Raw genomic sequence first — 20,853 nt, 5'->3', positions numbered from 1 at the left:
GTGGAGCTTCAACGGCAGCACGGGCCAAGCGGGAGCCAGCGCGCCTATTTAAGATTAGCATTTAGTTTGTGCGCAGAAAAGCCCCAGGGCGGGCGCGCAAAACATCCTTTTCCGCCATCAACAATACTGGTATGCAAAAAGTGCTCGCGCAATGCAAGCAACTATACGTAAAATCAGCTAGAATCTGGAGACTCCATGCCTCATATCAGCCTTACCGAAGCACAAAAAATGGGCGAAGACATTTTGCAGGCCCACAAGGTCGGGCAGCGACATGCCCAATTGACCATCGCCTCGCTCCTGCGGGCAGAAATGGAAGGCCTGCCTTCGCACGGATTTTCGCGCATTCCCTACTATGCATCTCAGGCGGCGGCAGGCAAGGTTGATGGCAAGGCAGTTCCGGTGGTGGAACGCGCAAAGCCTGGCGTGGTGCTGGTTGACGCCTGCTGCGGATTTGCCTTCAGCGCTTTTGCCGATGGCCTGCCCGTGGTGGCTCAGGCCGCCCGGGAGACTGGCGTGGCCCTTATGGCCGTGCGCAATTCGCACCATGCGGGCGTGATGGGATTCCCCGTGGCGGATCTGGCGGCGCAGGGTCTGCTGGCCCTCGGCTTTGCCAACAGCCCCGCTGCATTGGCCCCCTATGGAGGCTCAAAGGTGACGTTTGGCACGAACCCTCTGGCCATGGCCTGCCCGCGCAAGAACGCCCCACCCCTTGTTATTGATCTTTCCATGGGGCTGCTGGCGCGCGGCAAGATTTTGCAGGCCGCAAAAAAGGGCGAGAGTATCCCCGAGGGCGCGGCTGTGGATGCAGAGGGCAATCCTACCTGCGATCCGGTCAAGGCTTTCAACGGCGCACTGCTGCCCTTTGGCGGCCCCAAGGGCTATGCCCTTGCACTCATTGTGGAAATAATGGCGGCAGCGCTTACGGGTGCTTCCCTGGCCATTGAGGCCTCTTCCCTGTTCACGCCGGACGGCCCGCCGCCGCGCCTTGGGCAGAGTTTTCTGGTCATGGACCCTGCGGCTACGGCAGGGGCGAACTTTCTGGATCGGGTGGAGCACTTGCTGGGCTTCATCAGCGACCAGCCGGGCGCGCGCCTGCCGGGCGACCGCCGCATCGGCCTCAGCCGCGCCGCCAGTGAGCGAAATAGTATTGATCTGCCGGAAGATCTGCTGGCCCAACTGCAATCGCTGCACTAGCCGCAGTGTTTAAACGGTGTTGCCCTCTTGCGCGTAAGGCCGGGGGGCAAAACCGTATTTCAGTCATGGTCGCAGGCCGGTTATTTGAAGGGAAAGTACAGCTCCCACAGGTGCGAAAGCGGCAAAATAATGGCCATCGCGGGCAGCATGTTGATGACCGGGAATATCTTGATATCGCACATGCGCAGGCCCGTGGCCACAAAGATGACGCCGCCGCAGGCGGTAAAGTCGTTGAGCATGGCCGGGGTCATGAACGGGGCAATGGTGGTGGCCCCCATGTAGATGAGCGCCAGAATAATAAACTGCGGCACGGCGATAAGGCTTACGGAAAAGCCCATGAAGGAGCCGAAAACCACGCCGGTAAACATGTCCAGCGCGGCCTTGGTCAGCAGGATGTCGGGTTTGCCGGTGAGGCCTTCATGAAAGGCCCCCAAAAAGCCCATGCTGCCAAAGCAGAATGCCGCCACTAAGGTTATGACCATCAGGGAAAAGTTTTCATCGCCCATACGCTTGCTTTTCAGCAGACCAAAAATGGCCCGCAGGAACTTTTGCAACAGGGCTTCGGCATACATGATTTCGCCCACCATGGTGCCGAGAATGAGAGAAACCGTCACGGCTGGCAGTGCTGCGGCCTTGCCCACAAGGGTTGCGCCCAGACACAGGGTGATGACGCCAAAGATTGACGGCAGCGCTTTTTTGAGCCGTTCAGGAAAAACATCGGCAAAAATAACGCCGATGATGCCGCCGATGAAAAGTCCGCCACTGTTCACAATTGGCCCGATCATATGCGTGCTCCGCGTAATGGCATAGAAATCGTTCTGGAAGGCGGACAGGAAAAGTGGTCTGTAGGCCGGTGTGAATCGATGTGGTGATGCCAGGGTTTGTTGCCCCGAAAACAGCAAGGACGCAGGCGCGGGGCCGCCAGTACGCCGGGATTATCCCGAAAGCAGAATGACTTGGTGTGCGGTTTGGGTACCACAAGGGATTTTCGTTGACAATGCGCCCTCGCCAGCGGCGGGCGCAGGAGCAGACAGGAGACAGTATGATTGTGAGAACATGGCACGGGTGCGTGCCTGTGGCTATGGGCGACGCCTTTGCCGGGCATCTGCGCAAAACGGGCGAAGACCACGCCAAAAGCGTTGACGGCAATCTGGGCGTTGCGGTCAAACGCATGACCTTTCGCGGCTGGGAGCATTTTTTCTTTGCCACATGGTGGGATTCGCTGGAGGCCATAAAGGCCTTTGCGGGCGAAAGTTACCAGCTTGCCGTGCACTACCCCGATGACGAACGCTTTGAGCTGGTGGCAGACCCCTATGTGTTCCACCACAAGGTAGATCAGATTACGCCCCTGTAAACGCGATTCTGCGCGCAGTATGGAGAGGCCGTGGTATACGCGCTCATTGCTCTATGCGGCATTGTGGCAGGGGCCATCAGCGGGGTGGTGGGCACCGGGTCGTCCATAATCCTGCTGCCGGTGCTGAGTCTGGCTTTTGGCCCCAAGGCTGCCATTCCCATCATGGGCATTGCAGCCATTGTGGGCAACGCGTCGCGCGTGGTGGTCTGGCGGCGGCAGATAAGCCTCAGGGCCTTTGCCTGCTATTCGGTAACTGCCGTACCTGCGGCGGTGCTGGGTGTGCGAACGCTCTGGATTATGCCCGCAGAAATTTCAAACTTTTGCATCGGTCTGTTTTTCTTTGTGCTCATCGGGTTGCGGCGGGGAATGCGCACGCGCGGATTGCGGCTGGGGCCACGGCAGATGGCATTTACTGGGGGCGTGGTGGGATATCTGGCTGGTGTTGTGTATTCCACAGGGCCGCTGACCATCCCCATCTTTGCCGGTTTTGGCCTTGCTAAGGGCGCGCTGCTTGCCACCGAGGCGGCTGCCTCCATTGCGGTGCATCTGGCCAAGACTTTTGCGTTTGGTGCCGTGGGTGGCCTGCCCCTGCCGGTGCTGTGCAATGGTCTTGTGGTGGGTGCTACGCTGGCTGTTGGCACATTTCTGGGCAAGCGTTTTGTGCTTGGCATGTCTGAAGCGACCTTCAGTCTGCTTATTGATGCCATGCTTGCCTGTGCGGGCCTTGTGATGACGGGCAACGCGCTGCTGGGGTAGAGAAAATGCGGCGCGGAAGCGGGATTTTCCCCTCTTCACAAAAGCCTGCATGAGGCATAACAGACCCTGAACGGACTGCGCTGCGGCAGAATTGTGCGGAACAAGGCCCGGCGCTGCATTTGCGGCACAGCAACAAACAGGGACACGACTCATGGCACAGCATTACATGAAATACGGCGACAGGGAATTTTCTGTGGAGCTTGGCAACGGCCTCATCGCGGCGGAGCTGCATTCAAATGCGGTTGCGCTGCCCGCCAAAAGCGCGCTGGAGCATATTAACGAAGCTCTGGATAATCCTATCGGTTCGCCCCGGCTTGGGGAAATGCTCAAACCCGGCCAGACGGTGTGCATTGTCGTGCCAGATTCCACGCGTCTGTGGCAGTCGCCCAATGTTTATGTTCCTGCTGTGGTGGCCCGTCTGAACAAATGCGGCATCCGCGATGCGGACATTCGTATACTCACGGCCACGGGCACGCACCGGCCGATGACGCGCGAGGAGCACATCGCCATCGTTTCCGAGGATATTTACAACCGTATTCAGGTTATTGACCACAAGTGCCGGGATTCGGCGGATATGGTCAAGGCGGGCGTGACCAGCAACGGCACCGAGGTGTGGTTTAACCGCTTTGCCATGGAGTGTGACCATATCATCCTGACCGGCGGCGTGGTGTACCACTTTCTGGCCGGGTACGGCGGCGGCCCCAAGTATCTGCTGCCCGGCATCGCCAGCTACGAGACCATCCAGCGGCACCACAACCTGGCCCTGAACAAGGGCTTTGGCAGCGGCACCAATGCGGCGGTGCGTAGCGCCAATATGGAAACCAGCAATATTTTTCACGCCGATCTTGAAGAAGCCGCCCTGCTGGCCAAGCCCAGCTTCCTGCTCAACGTGGTGGTGGACGACAATTACAACATCATCAAGGCCGTGGCTGGCGACATGGTGCAGGCCCACCGCGAGGCCTGCGCGCTGGTTGATGCCATCGACGGCGTCAACGTGGCCGAGCGCACTCCCCTGGTCATCGCCAGCGCAGGCGGCGTGCCCAAGGACATCAATTTTTACCAGACCATCAAAACCCTGGCCAACGCCCTTGCGGTGGTGAGCGAGGGCGGCACCATCATCATTCTGTCAGCCTGCACCGAGGGCTTTGGCAGCCCGGATACCCAGCACCAGATCTGCGATTTTGACAATATGGACGCGCGAGAAAAAGACCTGCGCGAGAATTTTTCCATAGGCAGCTATGTGGGATTTCTGTTTGCGGAATCGGCGGAAAAGCACAACCTCATCATGGTCAGCTCCATGAATGCTGCGGACTTTGCCAAAACAAAGATTCATATTACCACGACTCTGGATGAAGCCCTTGCGCTGGCTAAAAAACTGAACGGCGGCAAAGACCTGCGGGCAACATTGCTGCCCCACGGGGCCAATACCCTGCCCAAGCTCCACGCGGTCAACAACTAGGCATTTAACAGTTGAAAAGCTCACTTGAGGCAGACAAAGCCTGCCTTAACGCCTTGCATGGATTGACAGACTGATCACAAAACATCGGGCGTAAAGACGACTGGATTGTCTCCACGCCCGATGTTTTCGTAAAAGCAACAGCGCCCCCTCATGCCTGTACACGGGGGCATCGGCGAATGGCTTGGACAAATGTAGAAAATGCGATATGTCCCAACGATGTGTTTTATGGGGGGGAGTATGCGCTTTATCTATAATCCTTGTACAGACGCCTCGTTCAATCTGGCGGCGGAAGAATGGCTGCTGCGCAATAGCGAAACCGACATTTTTATGCTCTGGCGTAATGCGGCTTCTGTTATTGTGGGGCGGAACCAGAACTCCCACTCCGAAATCAACGCCGATTATGTGCAGCAGCACGGCATCCCCGTTGTGCGCAGGCTTACCGGCGGGGGCGCGGTTTTTCATGACCTGGGGAATATCAACTTTACCTTCATCAGCCTGAACAACCATTCGGGGCTGCTGGATTTCAAGCGCTTTGCCACGCCCATTACCGAAGCGCTCAATGCCCTTGGCGTCCCCTGCGAGTTCAATGGCCGCAACGACATGGTCGTTGGTGAAAGCAAAATTTCCGGCAACGCGCAGCACATGCACCGCGACCGTCTGCTGCACCACGGCACCCTGCTGTATTCTGCCAACCTGGATTCGGTCTGCGCCGCGCTCAAGCCCAGCCCCGCAAAATACATTGATAAATCTGTCAAAAGCGTGCGTGGCCGCGTGGGCAACATTGTGGATTTTTTGCCCCAGCCCATGCCCATTGAGGAATTCATAAACTACCTCATGCGCTTTGTGGCCGGGGAGGGTTCTATAGGGCAGACGGCCTTGAGCACGGAGGAAATAACCGCCATTGAGGCTCTGGCAGTAGAGCGCTACCGCTCCTGGTACTGGAATTTTGGCTATTCACCCAATTACGCCTTTGAACGCAGCACAAAGACCCCCGGCGGCGTACTTGACGTACATATGGATGTGCGTGACGGCATAATCGCCGATATCCGTCTGTTCGGCGACTATTTTGGCGTTCGGGATGTGACGGAACTTGAAGACATGCTCTGCGGGTGCAGGCACGAGCGCGGGGCTCTGGAGCGTCGGCTGGCTCTGGTTCACATTGACGCATTCATTCAGGGCATTGGCGACCGTATTTTCCTGGACTGCCTTTTTTAGTTGGCTGGAAGCGGGCAATAGTTTCAACCACTTGCGCATTGCCCTGTTTTTATGCCATATAAATTTCCATATATTTTATTTCATTTATTTACCGGACTTTTTCCCTTATCTTTCTGTTTGCCCATATGCGCTCCAGCAGCGTGTTGCAGGTCTGCCTGGCAGGGTGATCCTCTACGCGCGGTCTGATTCTGCGGGCTGATGTGTGCTTTTGAAAATTTTCCTGACTTGCGCGAGACGTTTGGATGTGGCAGTGCATAACATCTGGTGCCAAAAATAGTTTTGGGCTGGCACCATGCAGACGGCAAGCAAGTGTCAACTGCAAGCTGGCAACGCACACAATGGGGGCATTACAATGAGCGCTTCTACCAGAGACCTTGTTGGTATAATCATCAACCGCACCTCCCGCACATGGCGTACCAAGCTTGACGAGCGTCTTTCCCATCTGGGGCTGACCCAGGCGCGCTGGCTGGTGCTCATGCACCTGTCGCGGATGAACGGCAAGGCCCTGCAAAAGGATCTGGCCGTTTCTGTGGGCGTGGAAGGCCCCACCCTGGTGCGGGTGCTGGATGGCCTTGAGCGCATGGGCCTTGTAGAGCGTGTGGGCGTGGAGGGTGACAGGCGCGCCAGACGCATCTGCCTGACCCCCAAGGCGGACAGCGTCATCAACGATATTCTGAACATTGGCACAAAACTGCGCGTTGAAGCTCTGACGGGCATATCCGATGCAGACCTTGAAGTTTTTTATCGTGTGATGGAAGTCATCCTGGCCAATCTGCTTTCCGCATCAGCAAAGTAGCGATTTGCGCGCCTTTACGGCGGTGTTTTTTTATCCCCGGCATACTGGGGATGGCGCAGGCGTCATGTTGGTTTGCCTAGCGTCTGCGCAGCAGGTGGGGTAGGGCCGTTGCGCAGAAAATGCCGCCCAGAATGGCAAGGGTGCTCACCAGCAGCCGCAGCCCCAGAGTTTCGTTCATGAGCACGGCGCCGCCAAGGGCGGTGATGAGCGGTACGCTCAACTGCACCACAGCGGCAGAGGGCACGCTGAGCCAGCGTAAAACAGCATACCAGAGCACATAGCCAAGAGCCGAAGCCAGAGCTCCGGCAGCCAGGGCGCAGGCAACGCCTGCCCACGGCCATGCGGCGGGCATGCCAGCCTGGTCAAAGGCCGCAGCCCAAGCTAACAGCACGATAGCCAGCGGCACACAGCGGATAAAATTGCCAGCCGTGGCCGCAGCGGCATTGCCGCCGCCCCTGCCGTAAATTGTATAGGCCGCCCAGCACAGGCCAGAGCAGAAAATGACCGTAGCCGCCCCTGCTGGCGGCGCATCAAGCCCCGGAAGCAGCAGATAGACAAGCCCTGCCATGGCAAGTCCAATGCCCAGGCTCTGGGCCTTGCCGGGATGTTGCCCCAGCCGCAGCCCGGCCACGAGCATGCCAGCCTGCACGGCCACGGCAATAACCAGAGCGCCCGCCCCGGCAGACAGCCGTACATAAGCCCAGGAAAAGCAGGCCATATAGCCAAACAACGCCAGCGCAGCGCCCCAGCTGCCAGCACGCAGCGGGTTGCCGCCGCTCCGCAGCTGGAGCAGCCAGAGCATGGCAGCGGCAGAAATGGCCCTCAGGGCCGTATATACAGAGGGATTCAGGGGATGGGCGTTTTGCCCTTCGGCAAGCGCAAAGCGGCAAAGCAGAGAGTTGGCGGCAAAAAGAATCATGACCAAGGTCGTCAAGGCCGCCACCACCAAGGGGGAAGCATGCGTCTTGACTGTCGTCTTGCCAGCCCTGACGCTCACACGCATCAGTCAATCCGCCGTGCGCCCTGCAACTTGCGGAACACCGTACTGCGGTTGATCTGGAACAGCTCCGCCACGCGCTGCACAGAGCCGTGCACTTCAATGGCCTTGAGCAGAAAATCCCGCTCCATTTCGGCCATGATGTCGCGCAGGGGGCGGCGGGCGGCGAGGATGTCCTCGGTATAGCACGAGGCTTCGCGGGGTGCGCCGGATATCTGCGGCGGCAGGTCGCGCGGGGAAATCAGCGGCCCGCTGAGCGTGATGACCAGGCTGTGCACAAGGTTTTGCAGCTCACGCACGTTGCCGGGCCAGGAATAGGCCGTCATGATGTCCAGGGTCACGTCCATAAAGGCCATGGCCTTGTGGTATTTGGCAGTGTACTGGGCGAGGTAGTGCTCTGCCAGGGGGCGCACGTCTTCCTGTCTTTCGCGCAGTGGGGGGATGCGCACCGTGGCAACATTGAGGCGGTAGTACAGGTCGCGTCGGAAGGTTCCGGCCTCCACGCTTTCGGCCAGATCGCGGTTGGTGGCGGCAATGATGCGCACGTCCACCTTGCGCGGGCTGGAGGCCCCAACCCGCATGATTTCGCCGTCCTGAAGCACGCGCAAGAGCCGCGTCTGCATGGAAAGCGGCAACTCGCCCACTTCGTCCAGAAAGATAGTGCTGCCATCGGCAATTTCAAAATATCCGGCCTTGCCCTTGTTGGAAGCGCCCGTGAACGCCCCCGGCATGTAGCCGAACAGCTCGGATTCTGTGAGCGATTCAGAAATGCCGCCGCAGTCGACCTTGAGCAGGATTTTATCGTTGCGGGCCGACTGGGAGTGGGTGTAGCGGGCAAACACATCCTTGCCCGCGCCGGTTTCGCCTAAAATAAGCACGGTCGCGTCCGTGTCCGCAAAGCGGCGCAGCAGGGAAACCACGTCACCCATGGCCCGGCTGGCATACACAGGCTCGCTCGATTTCGCCGCGCCCTGCGCAATGTAGGCCAACTGGTCGTTGATCTGGTCAATAAGTTTGCACTGCCCTGCCACCTGGGTCTGCAACTGGGCGAGCAGGGTGACATCGCGCGCAAACGTGACCACCAGACACAGATCGCCCTTGGCATCAAAAACGGGAAAGCCCGTAAGCACAAGTTTTTTGCCGTTTTTGAGTTGCTGCACATGGGTGGTGGGCCTGCCCGTGCGCACGATCTCCGGATTCAGGATGCAGTCAAACGTGCCTTCCTGTACCAGATCGCGCACATTCTTGCCGCGTATCTGTTCCTGGGTCAGCCCGGTCAGCTGCTCGTACATGCGGTTGACCCGCAGGCTGGTGCCAGAGGCGTCGCTTATAAAAACGCCTTCAGGCAGGGCGTCGAGTATGCGCTCCACATGTTTTGATAGAAGCTCGGAAGATCTGCATGCCATAGGTCAATCGGGGGTAAGTGGTTATCAGTGCGGTACGCGGAGCCGATCGCCCAGGATGCCCTGCGCCACAGCCTGAAGCCTGTTCATGTGCTCTGTTTCCAGCTTTACATCGCCCATGGGCACGGGCCTGTCGAGAAACTGGTATTTCTGCGTACCAAGGCGGTGGTAGGGCAGCATTTCGTATTCCACCCGCTCAAAGGGCTTGAGGAATCCGGCAATGGCGGCAATGGCTTCTTCGCTGTCGTTAAAGCCGGGAATTATCGGTGTGCGTGCCAGTATGGGCAGATCGGGAAATTCTTCTGCCAGAATACGAAAATTTTCGAGGATACGCCTGTTGGGCAGGCCTGTCTGCGCTTCGTGCACGGCGCTGTCCATGTGCTTGATGTCGAACAGCACGTAATTGAGATATGGCGCTGCCTCGCGGATGGTATCAGGCGAGACCATGCCGCAGGTTTCAACCGCGGTCTTGATGCGCCGGGTGCGCGCCTCGCGCAGCAGAGCCACGGCAAATTCACCCTGCAACAGGGGTTCGCCGCCCGAAAGGGTCAGGCCGCCGCCAGAGCGGGCATAGAAGGCCATATCCTGTTCAACTACTTGCAGCACATCGTCCACTGTACGCTCTTTGCCATAAACCAGCAAACCCTGAGCCGGGCAGGCCGCAGCGCAGGGCAAATCACACGCGGCGCAACGGCTGCGGTCTATGTTCAGCTTGTCGTCATCACCCAAGGTGATGGAACCGTGCGGACAGGCTACAATGCAGTGCCCACACTTGGAAACGCCCAGGCAGCGCCCGGCATTGAATGCCAGCTCCGGTTCGCGTTTTTGCGATTCAGGATTGCTGCACCAGCGGCAGGAAAGGGCGCAGCCCTTGAGAAAGACAATGGTTCTTATGCCGGGGCCGTCATGAACCGAATATTTCTGTATGTTAAAAACCATGCCCCGCTGTTGGCTGTCTTCCAGGCACATAAACCCTTCCTTTATGAAAAAAGCGCGGCAGCCCGGATGCTGAGGCTGCCGCGCGGTTGAATATTACATCACGTCGTGTTCAGTACGGGCAATCAGGTCGTTCTGCAGGTCGGGCGACAGATCCACAAAGTAGGCGCTGTACCCGGCAATGCGCACAATGAGGTTGCGGTACTTCTGCGGGTCTTTCTGCGCGGCCACCAGGGTCTGCTTGTTTACCACGTTGAACTGCACATGCCAGAGCTTGAGGTCGCAGAAGGTGCGGATAAAGGACACCAGCTTTTCCGTGCCCTGTTCGCCTTCCACGCACTTGGGCGTGAACTTGATGTTCAGCATGCGGGCGGCGCGGTCGCGCATGCCCATGTTCTTGGTCTGGTAGTTGGAGAGCAGCACGGCGGTGGGGCCGTTGACGTCCGCTCCGTGGGAGGCCGAGGAGCCATCGGAAAGCGGGAAGCCGTCTGTACGGCCATTGGGCGTGGCGGAAACCACCTTGCCGAAGGGCACGTGCGAGGTAAAGGGCACGTAGCGCACATCGTTGTGGATGCCCAGCTCCTTCATGGAGTACTTGCCGCCGTATTCCACGGAAATCTTGTCGATTTCGCGGCCAATGGCATCGGCGTATTCATCGTTGTTGCCGTAGCAGGGGGCGGAACGCAGCATGGCGCGTACGTCATCGTAGCCTTCAAAGTTGGCGTCAATGGCGGCCAGCAGCTTGTCCATGCTCAGTTTCTTTTCTTCAAACACCAGCTTTTTTACGGCGGCGAGGGAGTCCACAACCGTGCCGAGGCCCATGTATTCAAAGTAGCCCAGGTTGATGCCTTCGGGGATCTGTTCCTGATGCAGGTCGATGCAGTGCTTCATGCACAGGTCGTGCATGGCCGAGCCCATGGGCTGGGCAAAGTGCTGGGCGCGCAGCTTGTTGATGATGTACTGCTGGGTAAAGGCCGCCTTGAGGAACAGCAGGTGCTGCTGCACGTAGGCGTTCCAGAATTCGTCCCAGGTCTTGAAGTTGCGCGGGTCGCCGGTTTCAGCGCCCAGAAGCTGGTCGCCGTATTTCTTCATGCGGCCATTGCGCAGCACCATTTCCACGGCAGCGGCAAAGTTGATGTATGCCCCGCCCGATGTGTAGGTGTCACGGTTGGGCATGCGGGCTTCGGTGCAGCCGGAAACAGCGTAGTCCAGGGCTTCTTCAAAGGTCGCACCCTTGGAAACATAGAGGGGCACGATTTCTTCGTCGTTGATGAGCTTGGGGAAGCCGGAGCCGTACTTGATGGTTTCGGCCACGTCCCACAGGTAACGCTCGGGCGCGCGGGAGTGGATGCGGGCCGCGAGGTCGGGGTAGTGCAGCGGGAACTCACGCTTGGACTTGAGGATCAGGTAGGTCAGAGCGTTGCTGGCATCGCGGCCATCGGTGGTCTGGCCGCCAACGGTCACGGCTTCCCAGTGGGCATAACCTTCGTTGAAAGCGCCGCCGGTGGGCGAAATGTACATGTCGATGAATTCGGCCATGCCCACCCACATGCATTCCAGCAGTTCCGTAGCCTGGGCATCGGTGATTTTGCCCTCGGCACGGTCTTTGGCGTAGAAGGGGAAGAAGTACTGGTCCATGCGGCCATTGGAAATGGTGGTGCCGGTCTTCTGCTCAATGCGCGAGAACATCTGGGTGAACCACTGGCTCTGGCAGGCTTCCCAGAAGTCGCGGGCGGGTTCGCCGGGAACGTGGTCGGCATTGTCGGCCATGCGCAGCAGTTCGGCCTTGCGGGTGGGGTCGGCTTCCTTGGCGGCCATTTCGCGGGCAAGCACGGCGTGGCGCTTGGCCCACAGCACGATGGCATCGCATACGATGACGATGGCTTCAAGGAAGGGGCGCTTTTCGCAGGCGTCCTTGCAGCTCAGGGGATCAAGGGCGTCCAGCTTGTCCTGGGCTTCCTTCTTGATGCTGTTAAAGCCGCGCTTCAGGATCTTTTCATAATCGTGCACCCACTGGATGGACGAACGGAAGGACGAAGTCTCGTTGACGATAAAGCGCGAGATAAGCCCCATGGGGTCGTCATAGGTCAGCTTGTGGATCTCGGCGGGCAGGGCGGCGTTAAGGGCCTCATGGTAGGTCTTGCCCTTCCAGTACGGCGCAATTTCTTCAATAACGCGCTTGGCGTCTTCAGGCGTGATCATGGCGGGCGAGGTCTTGCGGGTGGGCAGATCGCGCACGGCGATATCCAGAAAGTCGCCGTCCAGCTCGGGGTACAGAATGCCGTAACGGCCATCGCAACCGGCGCGGCCAAGCAGCAGCTGGTCTTCCTGCACGTAGACGGTCATGTTTTTCGCAATGTGCATGAGGGCCTTTGCCCATCGCAGTACCAGGGGCTGACCGTCTGTCTCCTGCATGGATTGGGTGAAGTACAGCGCGCGTTCAATGTCGATGCGCGGCTTCTGGCCCTCAAAGCGCTCCAGCAGCTTGAAAACGCGGGTGTGGGTTTTGCGGAACTTGTCTTCCCTGCCCTCGATCTTGTCGTACAAACGCTGTTCCTGGGGGGACCGGCATTCGCAAGTGGTGGTGCTCATCACGCTACTCCTGAAATATGAATATGTGGCGCGCGGTGCTGTTGTGGTGCCGCCGCGCGGAGAACGCCGATAGTTTGTGGCAATCCTCGGTTGCCCCCCTCTCTGCATGGGGTGTGCCAAATTTTATAATACTTTGAAATGATTTTATTTTTTAAAAAATATGGATTTGCGGGCGCTCAGAGGGCACCTGCGAAGGAAAGGATGATGCATGATTGCATCAGTCAGGATTGTTTTTTGATAAACTGGTACAGGAGTGCGACGCAATTTTGCGACATGCTGAGGAATTGCGGTTTGCCAGAGGGTCTCAAAATTGCGAAAATCCTATATGAAACATATTTCACAATATGCCCAAAAGCGTTGTCGGTAGCAGGTATCAATAGGTGCGGATTTGCGACATCAATAATCTTGCGCCGATTGGCTGCGCGCATTGCTTATTATTAACTGGCTGTAAAATAAGTTAAAATTAGCTATGCGCGCTTTTAGACCCTGATTTTTAATGGCACGCATTGTGCAAAACAAAAAAATCACAAAGCGGAGGCCTTTGATGAGGCCGTCCAGGTTTATGTTTTACAACCCCCTACTGAGAGTGAGGAGAAACATGCGTAAACTATTTTTTGCAACCGCTCTTGCGGCTACAGCCTGCCTTGGCATGAGCCTTTTTTCGCAAGATGCCTTTGCTGAAAAACCGCTGACCCTGAGGCTGGGGCACCCCATGGCTCCGGGCAATAACGTGACCGTAGGGTATGAAAAGTTCAAGGAACTTGTTGAGCAGAAAAGCAACAAGAAAATCCGCATCCAGATTTTCGGCAACTGTCAGCTTGGCAGCGACCGCGTGACCACAGAAGCCGCTCAGGCTGGCACGCTTGATATGTCTTCAAGCTCTTCGCCTAACCTTGCCAGTTTTTCCAAGGCCTTTATGGCCATCGATCTGCCCTATGTGACTGACCCCAAAAATCAGGACAAGCTCTACAAGGCCCTGGACGAAGGCGATCTTGGCAAGGCTCTGGACAAGGTTGCAGGTGGTATCGGCCTCAAGACCATCATGTTCAGCGAATACGGCTACCGCAACTTTGTTTCTGCCAAAAAGCCCCTGAACAGCGTGCAGGACCTCATGAACCTCAAGGTGCGCACCACGGATTCCCCCGTGGAGGTGGCCGTGGCCACAGAACTGGGCATGAATCCGGCTCCTGTGGCCTGGGGTGAAACCTACACTGCGCTCCAGCAGGGTACTGTTGATGCCGAGGGCAACACATTTTCCCTGCTCAACGATGCCAAGCACACTGAAGTGCTCAAGTACGCCATGGATTCACAGCACAACTATTCCATGCATGTGCTGCTGATGAACAAAAAGAGGTGGGACAGCCTCACCCCCGAACAGCAGAAGATCATCGCCGAAGCGGCTCACGAAGCTCTGGTGTGGCAGCGCGCGGAGACCGTAAAGCTTGAAAAGCTGGCCTGGCAGGCCTTCCGTGACCGGGGCATCACCATCCACATGCTCACTCCCGAGCAGCGTGAGGAACTGAAAAAGAAGACCGCTCCTGTGCGCGAAAAGTTTGCCAAGGAAATTCCTGCTGAGTTGCTGGAACTGATCGCCGCAACGCAGAAGTAGTTATTGTCGGGGGGCCGCCAGTTTTGCTGGCAGGCCCCCCAACAAGAATTAGCACTCACCGACGGGGAAAAGCATGAACGCCACAGAAGCAAAAAACAGCCCTCTGCGCTGGCTGAACCAGAATTTTGAAAACATTTTCATGGTTGCTGGCCTGATCAGCATTATTTTATTCATTACCTGGCAGGTTATTTACCGCTACATCATTACCCAGTTCATTGAACGTGCCGGTGCGGCTGTATGGACTGAAGAGCTATCGCGGTATATTTTTTCTGGATTTCCTATCTGGCCGTTTCTGTGGCTATCAGAAAACGCTCATCCATTCGCGTGGACATGCTGTATGACCACCTGCCTCCCCGCTGGCAGCGCATCAGTTGGATAACGGTTGAAACGCTGTTTTTATGTCTTACAGCCACCATTGCATGGTTCGGCTGGGGGCAGATAGAACGGTTGCTGACATTTCCCCAGTACACAACAGCTCTGGGCATGCCCTATCTTGTGCCGTACCTCATTCTGCCGCTGGGTTTCGGCCTCATGTGCCTGCGGCTTTTGCAGTCGCTCTACGGCCAGGTGAAGGAGTGCGGCGCGCTTGATACGCTCATTGGTCTGGCCCTGACAGCGCTCATCGCTTCTCCCTGTTTTATCTTTGATTATATTGAGCCTCTGACGGCGCTTTTTGGATACTTTGTGGTTTTGTGCGCCATTGGCGTGCCCATTGCCATTTCGCTTGGGCTTTCCACCCTTGCCACCATCGTAAGCGCAGACACCCTGCCCATTGAGTACATGGCCCAGGTGTCGTTTACGTCCATCGACAGCTTCCCCATCATGGCCATCCCGTTCTTTATCGCTGCGGGCGTGTTCATGGGCGCTGGCGGCCTTTCGCGGCGTCTGCTCAGCCTTGCGGACGAGATCGTCGGCGGCCTGTATGGCGGCATGGGCCTCACGGCCATTGTGACCTGCATGTTCTTTGGGGCCATCAGCGGTTCCGGCCCGGCCACGGTGGCGGCCATTGGCGCGCTGACCATCCCTGCCATGATCGAACGCGGGTACGACAAGTATTTTTCTGCCGCCCTGGTGGCTGCTGCTGGCTGCGTGGGCGTGATGATTCCGCCAAGCAACCCCTTTGTGGTCTACGGCGTATCCGCTCAGGTTTCCATCGGCGATCTGTTTATGAGCGGCATCGTGCCGGGCATCATGACCGGCTTTGTGCTCATGGGCTACTGCTACTTCTATTCACGCAAGCAGGGCTGGCGCGGCGAAAACAAGGTGCGCAACCTGCACACCCTGGGCAAGGCCTCGTGGGAAGCCAAGTGGGCGCTCATGGTGCCTGTAATCGTGCTTGGAGGCATTTACGGCGGCGTCATGACGCCCACCGAGGCCGCAGCCATCGCCGCTTTTTACGGAATGATCGTGGGGCTTTTTCTCTACCGCGAAATGGATATCAGGACGTTCTTCGCCTCATGCGTTGAATCGTGCGAAACCTCGGCCATTATCATTGTGCTTATGGCGATGGCCACGCTTTTCGGCAACATCATGACCATTGAGGATGTGCCCGGCACCATTGCCCGTGCCATCCTGGGCTTCACAAACAGCAAGATCGTCATCCTGCTGCTCATCAATATTCTTCTGCTTATTGTGGGCACCTTCATGGAGGCTCTGGCCGCCATTGTCATCCTTACGCCCATACTGCTGCCCGTTGTCACGGGGGTTGGCGTGTCGCCCCTGCATTTCGGCGTCATCATCGTCGTAAACCTTGCCATTGGCTTCATCACGCCGCCAGTGGGCGTCAATCTGTTCGTGGCCAGCGGCGTTGCCAAGGCCAAACTGGAAAAGATAGCAGGTATGGCCCTGCCCATGATTGGCCTCATGGTGATCGTGCTGCTCATCTGCACCTATATTCCCGAAGTGCCCCTTTGCCTTGTAGGCGCCAAATAACGCACCATGGTTGTTGAACTCTGTAGCCAGTTCAGGAGAACTGCACAATGAATACCATTGATTTTCGTTTTCGTCCCAATACGCCGGAGATCATCAACGGCATCAAGAACAGCTCCATGTTCAAGGCTGCCTGCAAGGCCATTGGCTTTGACAAGCGCAAGCCTCAGCCGCTTGAGGATATTGTGGCCGATCTTGACCGGCTTGGCGTAGACCTTGGTGTTATCACAGGCCGCGACTGCGAAACGACCTACGGTTTCCCGGCCAATAACGGCAGCGTGCTTGAATTCTGCCGGGCCTATCCCGACAAGTTTGTGGGCTTCTGGGGCATTGACCCGCACAAGAAAATGGCGGCAGTGCGCGAGATTGAGCAGGTTGTGGCCGAATACGGCATGAAGGGCATTGCCATTGACCCTTATCTTGCCCATATCCCAGCCTCTGAAGCCAGGTTCTACCCCCTGTACTCAAAGTGTTGCGAACTGAATATCCCCGTATTCATCACCATGGCTCCGCCGCCGCAGGTGCCTGGGGCCATCCTGGAATACGCCGACCCCCGCGATGTGGACAAAGTTGCCCGCGACTTCCCCGAGCTTACGCTCATCATGAGCCACGGCGCATACCCCTACGTGAACGAGGCCGTGTACACCTGCCTGCGCAATGCCAACGTGTACATGGATATTTCGGAATACGAGCGCGCCCCCATGGTTGACGTGTACGTGCGCGCCATGAACGACCTCATTCCCGACAAGGTGCTTTTTGCCAGCGCCCATCCCTTTGTGGAACTTGCTGACGCCCTTGATGCCTATACCCACTTTGACCTCACTGAAGAAACCCGGCGCAAGGTCATGTATGAAAATGCCCGCCGTGTGCTGGGGCTGGATCGGGCGTAACACCCTGATCCCCTGATAACTTTGGAGTCTGGCCGCCGCTGCGGCAGTTCTGCCGTGTGGGCTGGTTGGCACGTGGAGGGCTGATCGCCTGGCGTGCTGCCAGACCCCATTTGGAGAGACCCTCTCCTCCTGCCGGGGGCCGGGCTAATGCCAGCCCGCCCCCGTACACAGTCCGGCCTGGGCGTGTGCTGCGTCACGCCGGGCCGGGCTGTTATTGGGCCAGACTGATATTGGCCGGACAGGCTTCGCACTGTTGTCCGGCGTCTGTTATGGGAGCCTTTATGCTTGCGGCGCTTGCGGTTTCGTCATTTCTGGTGGGCGCGCTTATTGGCGCAACAGGGGTGGGCGGCGTGCTGCTGATCCCGGCTATCATGTTTTTCGGCGGGCTTGGCACGCATGAGGCCATGGCAACGGCGCTGTTCAGCTTTCTGTTTGCGGGCATTGTGGCAACGGCGAGCTATCAGCGCTACGGCACCATTGACTGGCGGGTTACCCTGCCAGTGGTGGCGGGCAGCTTTTTGTCGGGTTATGCGGGAGCGTATGTGGGGGCGTATGTTCCGGCGCGCGGGCTCAACATTCTGCTGGCCTGCCTGATAATCTTTTCCAGCCTGTATTCCATGCTTCCGGCGCGCAGAGGAACGGGCATGGCCCAGCGGCTCAGCCCCAGGGGCAATACGGCGCTGCTCTTTGGCATTGGCATTTTTACGGGATTTTTGTGCGGCATGACGGGGGCTGGCGGGGGCATTATTTCCGTGCCGGTCATGCTGCTGTTCAGCTATGCTCCCTTGCAGTGCATTGCCACAAGCCAGGTTTTGCAAATGGTAATTTCTGTTTCCGGCTCTGCAAGCAACATGAGCAACGGCTTCATTTCCTATTCCACGGTCTGGTGGGTCACGGCCTGCGAGCTTGTGGGCATAGCCGTGGGCGCGCACATTGCCCACCGTGTGCCTGTGAGCCTGCTCAAGCGCATGGTCAGCGGGCTTTGCATGGCCATAGGTCTGTTCATCGCATGGCGGGCAATGGGTTAGATCAGGAGCTGGTACTCCAGCACTTCAGCCTTTCCAGTGATATCTGGTCACGGGCCTGCCGTGACCGCCGTAGTCTTTTTCACTGCCCAGGCGGTCAGCCGCCGTAAGGTAGTCGAAATACTTTTTCAGCGATATGCGCGAAATGCCTGTCAGCGGCTCAATATCCTTGAGGCTGAACGGGCCGGAACAGCCCTGCAGCACCTGTATGATGTTTTGCAGGGTGGTGGCGTCTATGCCCTTTGGAGTATCTGCCGGAGGCTGACCAGATTTTTTAATAAATATACGTTTGTCCAGGATTTCTTGCGTGATGGGCACCTCGGGCGATGTGAGCAGCTGGCGCTTTTCACGCAGCTGCTCAAGGGCGGTGCGGAACCTCTCAACCGTGAAGGGCTTGACGATATAGTCTGCAACGCCCATGCGCAGGGCGTTGAGAATGTCATCGCTGTTCTGCGCGGCGGTTATCATGATGACGTCTGTATTGAAAAAACTGGTCTTGATGATGCGCAGCAGTTCCATGCCGGTCATGCCGGGCATAAACATGTCGAGCAGCACCAGATCAATTTCTCCGGCGCGCAGCAGTTCCAGCGCGGCCTCGCCGGAACTGGCCCTGCCTTCAAGGCAAAAGCCCTCTATTCCTTCAAGATACACTGCCGCCAGATCTGCCACCATGGGATCGTCTTCAACGATGAGCACGCGGATCATTCCTGTTCTCCTTGCGCCAGCGCAGCCACAGGAACACGCACGGTAAAGACCGTGCCGTGCCCCGGTTTTGCGTCGATTTCCACAGAACCGTCCATTTCTTCCAGCGTAAGCAGCAGCATGTAAAGCCCGATGCCCCTGTTTGACCCCTTGGTGGAAAAGCCCTTGGTGAAGATTTTTTCCAGATGTTCATCGGAAATGCCGCGCCCGGTATCGGACACGCTGATAACAAGTTCGTCGCACCCGCCCGCCTGAGCCGGGATATTTTCGATATTCAGGGTGATCCTTTTTTCTACAGCGTAGATGGTGGCTTCAAAGGCATTGTCAATGAGGTTGCCCACCACCGTGACCAAGGCGTGCGAGCCCTTGGGCGAAAGCGGGGGGATCACGCCGTGCCCTTCGATCACCAGGGTCACGCCCATTTCATGGGCGCGGCTGTACTTGCTCTCCAGAAAACCCGCAACAATGGGATCCTTGACCAAGGCGGCAATGGCGGAGGTTTCCAGTTTTTTGCTGCCGATGATCTGCTCGAGGTAGGCATCAAGCTCCGCGTGGCGGCCATTGCGCAACAGACCGGAAATGACGTGCAGCTTGTTGAGGTACTCGTGCGAGCGCGAGCGCAGCGCCTCGACATAATTGTTAAGGCCGGTGAGGCGTTCGGCCTGGGCGCGCACGTCCGTCATGTCGCGGAAGGTCGCCACAGCGCCGATTATTTCTCCCTGCACCAGAATTGGCACGCGGTTGGTCAGCACCACGCTGTTGTTGATATTCTGCTCCTGGTCGTACTCCGGCCTGCCCTCCCTGACCACGGCGTCAAGGCGGGTGCCGGGGATGGCGCTCTGCACGGGCTGGCCCTCCAGCGGGCCGAAAACGCCCGCCGAACGCAGAATTTTTTCGGCCATTTCGTTAACAAGCACCAGGGTGCCGTTCTTGTTTACGGCGATAATTCCCTCGCGGGTGGTGCGCAGTATGGCGTTGCGTTCTTCAAGCAGCCGCGCGATCTGGTGCGGTTCCAGTCCGAAAAGGATCTTTTTAATGGTGCGCGAAAGCAGCACCGCCAGCACAATGCCGATAACCAGCGAGAGCGCCAGCAGCCAGCCAAGAGGCCCGGTCAGGCGCGCCACGCCCGCCTCGATATCGCTGGACAAAATGCCTGCGGAAGCCGCGCCCAGCTGATTGCCCTGCGCGTCAAAAATGGGCCGGAACGCCCGCAGCGAAAATCCGAATGTGCCGCGCGCCGATGAAAGGTAGGACTGCCCTTCAAGGGCCTTGCCTTCATCGCCGCCCATGAAGTGCTGACCGATTTTTGCAACGTCGGGATGAAAAAGGCGGATACCCTGCATATCTATCAGCACGATAAATTTTACGTCCGAGGCACGGGTGAGCGTTTCAAGAAAGGCGGTCATCTGTCTGTACGCCTCGGGCTGGCGGGTGCGCATGGCCTCCACCACAAGCGGAGATTCCGCCGCAAGCTGCGCCACGCTCGAAACGGTATTTTCCGCATCCTCATAGCCGTACTTGCTGATAAAATAGGAACCAGCCAGATGCCCGAGCAGCATGGGCGGGCAAAGCGCAAGGCTGACCATAATAACAAGCTTTACAAACAGGCTGGAATTTCTGATGGCGTGCAGCATGGCAAACCGACGAGGGCGGTCATGCTGGCGGGCAGACCGGATTGTGGCGGCGGCCCGTGGCTGGGCTCCGCCTGTGAGTGTGCGGCACAATTGCGGCAGGCGTAGGCTTGCCCGCCAGAAGCTATCATATCAGGTGCGTTGTGGGGCCGCAAATGGCGGCAAGCGTGTTGAAAATGGGTGTTGCTGCCAGATTGGGAGTGCTGCCGCAAATGGCAACATTTTGCAAAACATCCCTTGAAACAGCACAGGTGTTGCGCGCGGAGCCCACACGTTCCACGGCCAAGTAAAAAATAGTGTGGAAAAATATCACCTGCGGAGTTAGGAATGGCGACCCCCCTATGTGTGCATGTTTTGGAATGCTG

At 57.7% G+C, this 20,853-nt stretch carries 16 protein-coding genes and 1 pseudogene; 10 read left to right on the top strand and 7 right to left on the bottom strand.

Annotated elements, in window-relative coordinates:
• Window positions 1–195 precede the first annotated feature (195 nt).
• Entirely contained in the window at window positions 196–1,194 is a 999-nt protein-coding gene (locus G449_RS0114210; RefSeq protein WP_022659987.1) for an Ldh family oxidoreductase, read from the top strand.
• Between the two features lie 80 nt (window positions 1,195–1,274).
• Here G449_RS0114210 and G449_RS0114205 read toward each other — a convergent pair whose 3' ends face one another.
• Entirely contained in the window at window positions 1,275–1,979 is a 705-nt protein-coding gene (locus G449_RS0114205; protein ID WP_022659986.1) for a DUF554 domain-containing protein, read from the bottom strand.
• A gap of 257 nt (window positions 1,980–2,236) precedes the next feature.
• Between G449_RS0114205 and G449_RS0114200 the strand changes: the two genes are divergently transcribed.
• From G449_RS0114200 to G449_RS0114180, 5 genes are all read left to right on the top strand, one after another.
• Window positions 2,237–2,548 (top strand): hypothetical protein, encoded by a 312-nt coding sequence (locus G449_RS0114200; protein ID WP_022659985.1) that lies wholly within the window; start codon window positions 2,237–2,239, stop codon window positions 2,546–2,548.
• Between the two features lie 30 nt (window positions 2,549–2,578).
• Window positions 2,579–3,304: a sulfite exporter TauE/SafE family protein gene (locus tag G449_RS0114195; RefSeq protein WP_022659984.1), complete on the top strand. Its 726-nt coding sequence runs from the start codon at window positions 2,579–2,581 to the stop codon at window positions 3,302–3,304.
• Between the two features lie 151 nt (window positions 3,305–3,455).
• Complete coding sequence (locus tag G449_RS0114190; protein ID WP_022659983.1) at window positions 3,456–4,763, top strand: lactate racemase domain-containing protein; 1,308 nt, start codon at window positions 3,456–3,458, stop codon at window positions 4,761–4,763.
• Between the two features lie 237 nt (window positions 4,764–5,000).
• Window positions 5,001–5,978, top strand: coding sequence for a lipoate--protein ligase (lplA, locus tag G449_RS0114185; protein ID WP_022659982.1), 978 nt, complete (start codon window positions 5,001–5,003; stop codon window positions 5,976–5,978).
• Window positions 5,979–6,330: 352 nt separating this feature from the next.
• Window positions 6,331–6,774 (top strand): MarR family transcriptional regulator, encoded by a 444-nt coding sequence (locus G449_RS0114180; protein WP_022659981.1) that lies wholly within the window; start codon window positions 6,331–6,333, stop codon window positions 6,772–6,774.
• A 76-nt stretch (window positions 6,775–6,850) separates the two neighbouring features.
• Here the strand turns inward: G449_RS0114180 and G449_RS0114175 are convergent, their stop codons facing one another.
• The 4 genes from G449_RS0114175 to hpsG form a co-directional block, all read right to left on the bottom strand.
• Window positions 6,851–7,777, bottom strand: a complete 927-nt coding sequence (locus G449_RS0114175) for a DMT family transporter (protein ID WP_022659980.1) — start codon at window positions 7,775–7,777, stop codon at window positions 6,851–6,853.
• Window positions 7,777–9,177, bottom strand: a complete 1,401-nt coding sequence (locus tag G449_RS0114170; protein ID WP_022659979.1) for a sigma-54 interaction domain-containing protein — start codon at window positions 9,175–9,177, stop codon at window positions 7,777–7,779. Before G449_RS0114170 ends, G449_RS0114175 begins: the two co-directional genes overlap by 1 nt.
• 24 nt (window positions 9,178–9,201) lie before the next feature.
• Entirely contained in the window at window positions 9,202–10,143 is a 942-nt protein-coding gene (gene hpsH / locus G449_RS0114165) for a (2S)-3-sulfopropanediol dehydratase activating enzyme (RefSeq protein WP_022659978.1), read from the bottom strand.
• A gap of 63 nt (window positions 10,144–10,206) precedes the next feature.
• Entirely contained in the window at window positions 10,207–12,702 is a 2,496-nt protein-coding gene (gene hpsG, locus G449_RS0114160) for a (2S)-3-sulfopropanediol dehydratase (protein ID WP_022659977.1), read from the bottom strand.
• A gap of 598 nt (window positions 12,703–13,300) precedes the next feature.
• On the opposite strand from hpsG, the gene G449_RS0114155 reads away from it, so the two are divergent.
• The 4 genes and pseudogenes from G449_RS0114155 (at window position 13,301) to G449_RS0114140 (ending at window position 18,158) form a co-directional block, all read left to right on the top strand.
• The gene (locus tag G449_RS0114155) at window positions 13,301–14,311 is read left to right on the top strand and encodes a TRAP transporter substrate-binding protein (protein ID WP_022659976.1); all 1,011 of its coding nucleotides are present in this window, start codon (window positions 13,301–13,303) and stop codon (window positions 14,309–14,311) included.
• 73 nt (window positions 14,312–14,384) lie between these two features.
• Window positions 14,385–16,243 (top strand): annotated as a pseudogene (locus G449_RS17300) (TRAP transporter large permease).
• Window positions 16,244–16,290: 47 nt separating this feature from the next.
• On the top strand, window positions 16,291–17,130 hold the full coding sequence (locus G449_RS0114145) for an amidohydrolase family protein (RefSeq protein ID WP_022659975.1): 840 nt from the start codon (window positions 16,291–16,293) through the stop codon (window positions 17,128–17,130).
• A 281-nt stretch (window positions 17,131–17,411) separates the two neighbouring features.
• Window positions 17,412–18,158 (top strand): sulfite exporter TauE/SafE family protein, encoded by a 747-nt coding sequence (locus G449_RS0114140; RefSeq protein WP_027181036.1) that lies wholly within the window; start codon window positions 17,412–17,414, stop codon window positions 18,156–18,158.
• A 24-nt stretch (window positions 18,159–18,182) separates the two neighbouring features.
• Here the strand turns inward: G449_RS0114140 and G449_RS0114135 are convergent, their stop codons facing one another.
• Window positions 18,183–18,860 carry a response regulator gene (locus G449_RS0114135; RefSeq protein WP_022659973.1) on the bottom strand — a complete coding sequence of 226 codons (678 nt, stop codon included), beginning with the start codon at window positions 18,858–18,860 and terminating at the stop codon, window positions 18,183–18,185.
• Window positions 18,857–20,491 carry an ATP-binding protein gene (locus tag G449_RS0114130; protein WP_022659972.1) on the bottom strand — a complete coding sequence of 545 codons (1,635 nt, stop codon included), beginning with the start codon at window positions 20,489–20,491 and terminating at the stop codon, window positions 18,857–18,859. The genes G449_RS0114135 and G449_RS0114130 overlap by 4 nt, the downstream gene beginning before the upstream one ends.
• Window positions 20,492–20,853 lie beyond the last annotated feature (362 nt).

It is taken from the genome of Desulfovibrio desulfuricans DSM 642 (assembly GCF_000420465.1).
GTDB lineage: Bacteria > Desulfobacterota > Desulfovibrionia > Desulfovibrionales > Desulfovibrionaceae > Desulfovibrio > Desulfovibrio desulfuricans.
The sequence above is the reverse complement of the archived record's forward strand: the minus strand, read 5'-3'. Positions and strand labels throughout refer to the sequence as shown.

Coding starts and splice junctions, on each gene's coding strand:
- G449_RS0114170 (WP_022659979.1), bottom strand. CDS start 9,177: ATGGCATGCAGATCTTCCGAGCTTCTATCAAAACATGTGGAGCGCATA.
- G449_RS0114205 (WP_022659986.1), bottom strand. CDS start 1,979: ATGATCGGGCCAATTGTGAACAGTGGCGGACTTTTCATCGGCGGCATC.
- G449_RS0114210 (WP_022659987.1), top strand. CDS start 196: ATGCCTCATATCAGCCTTACCGAAGCACAAAAAATGGGCGAAGACATT.
- hpsG (WP_022659977.1), bottom strand. CDS start 12,702: ATGAGCACCACCACTTGCGAATGCCGGTCCCCCCAGGAACAGCGTTTG.
- G449_RS0114175 (WP_022659980.1), bottom strand. CDS start 7,777: ATGCGTGTGAGCGTCAGGGCTGGCAAGACGACAGTCAAGACGCATGCT.
- G449_RS0114155 (WP_022659976.1), top strand. CDS start 13,301: ATGCGTAAACTATTTTTTGCAACCGCTCTTGCGGCTACAGCCTGCCTT.
- lplA (WP_022659982.1), top strand. CDS start 5,001: ATGCGCTTTATCTATAATCCTTGTACAGACGCCTCGTTCAATCTGGCG.
- hpsH (WP_022659978.1), bottom strand. CDS start 10,143: ATGTGCCTGGAAGACAGCCAACAGCGGGGCATGGTTTTTAACATACAG.
- G449_RS0114135 (WP_022659973.1), bottom strand. CDS start 18,860: ATGATCCGCGTGCTCATCGTTGAAGACGATCCCATGGTGGCAGATCTG.
- G449_RS0114130 (WP_022659972.1), bottom strand. CDS start 20,491: ATGCTGCACGCCATCAGAAATTCCAGCCTGTTTGTAAAGCTTGTTATT.
- G449_RS0114190 (WP_022659983.1), top strand. CDS start 3,456: ATGGCACAGCATTACATGAAATACGGCGACAGGGAATTTTCTGTGGAG.
- G449_RS0114145 (WP_022659975.1), top strand. CDS start 16,291: ATGAATACCATTGATTTTCGTTTTCGTCCCAATACGCCGGAGATCATC.
- G449_RS0114180 (WP_022659981.1), top strand. CDS start 6,331: ATGAGCGCTTCTACCAGAGACCTTGTTGGTATAATCATCAACCGCACC.
- G449_RS0114200 (WP_022659985.1), top strand. CDS start 2,237: ATGATTGTGAGAACATGGCACGGGTGCGTGCCTGTGGCTATGGGCGAC.
- G449_RS0114140 (WP_027181036.1), top strand. CDS start 17,412: ATGCTTGCGGCGCTTGCGGTTTCGTCATTTCTGGTGGGCGCGCTTATT.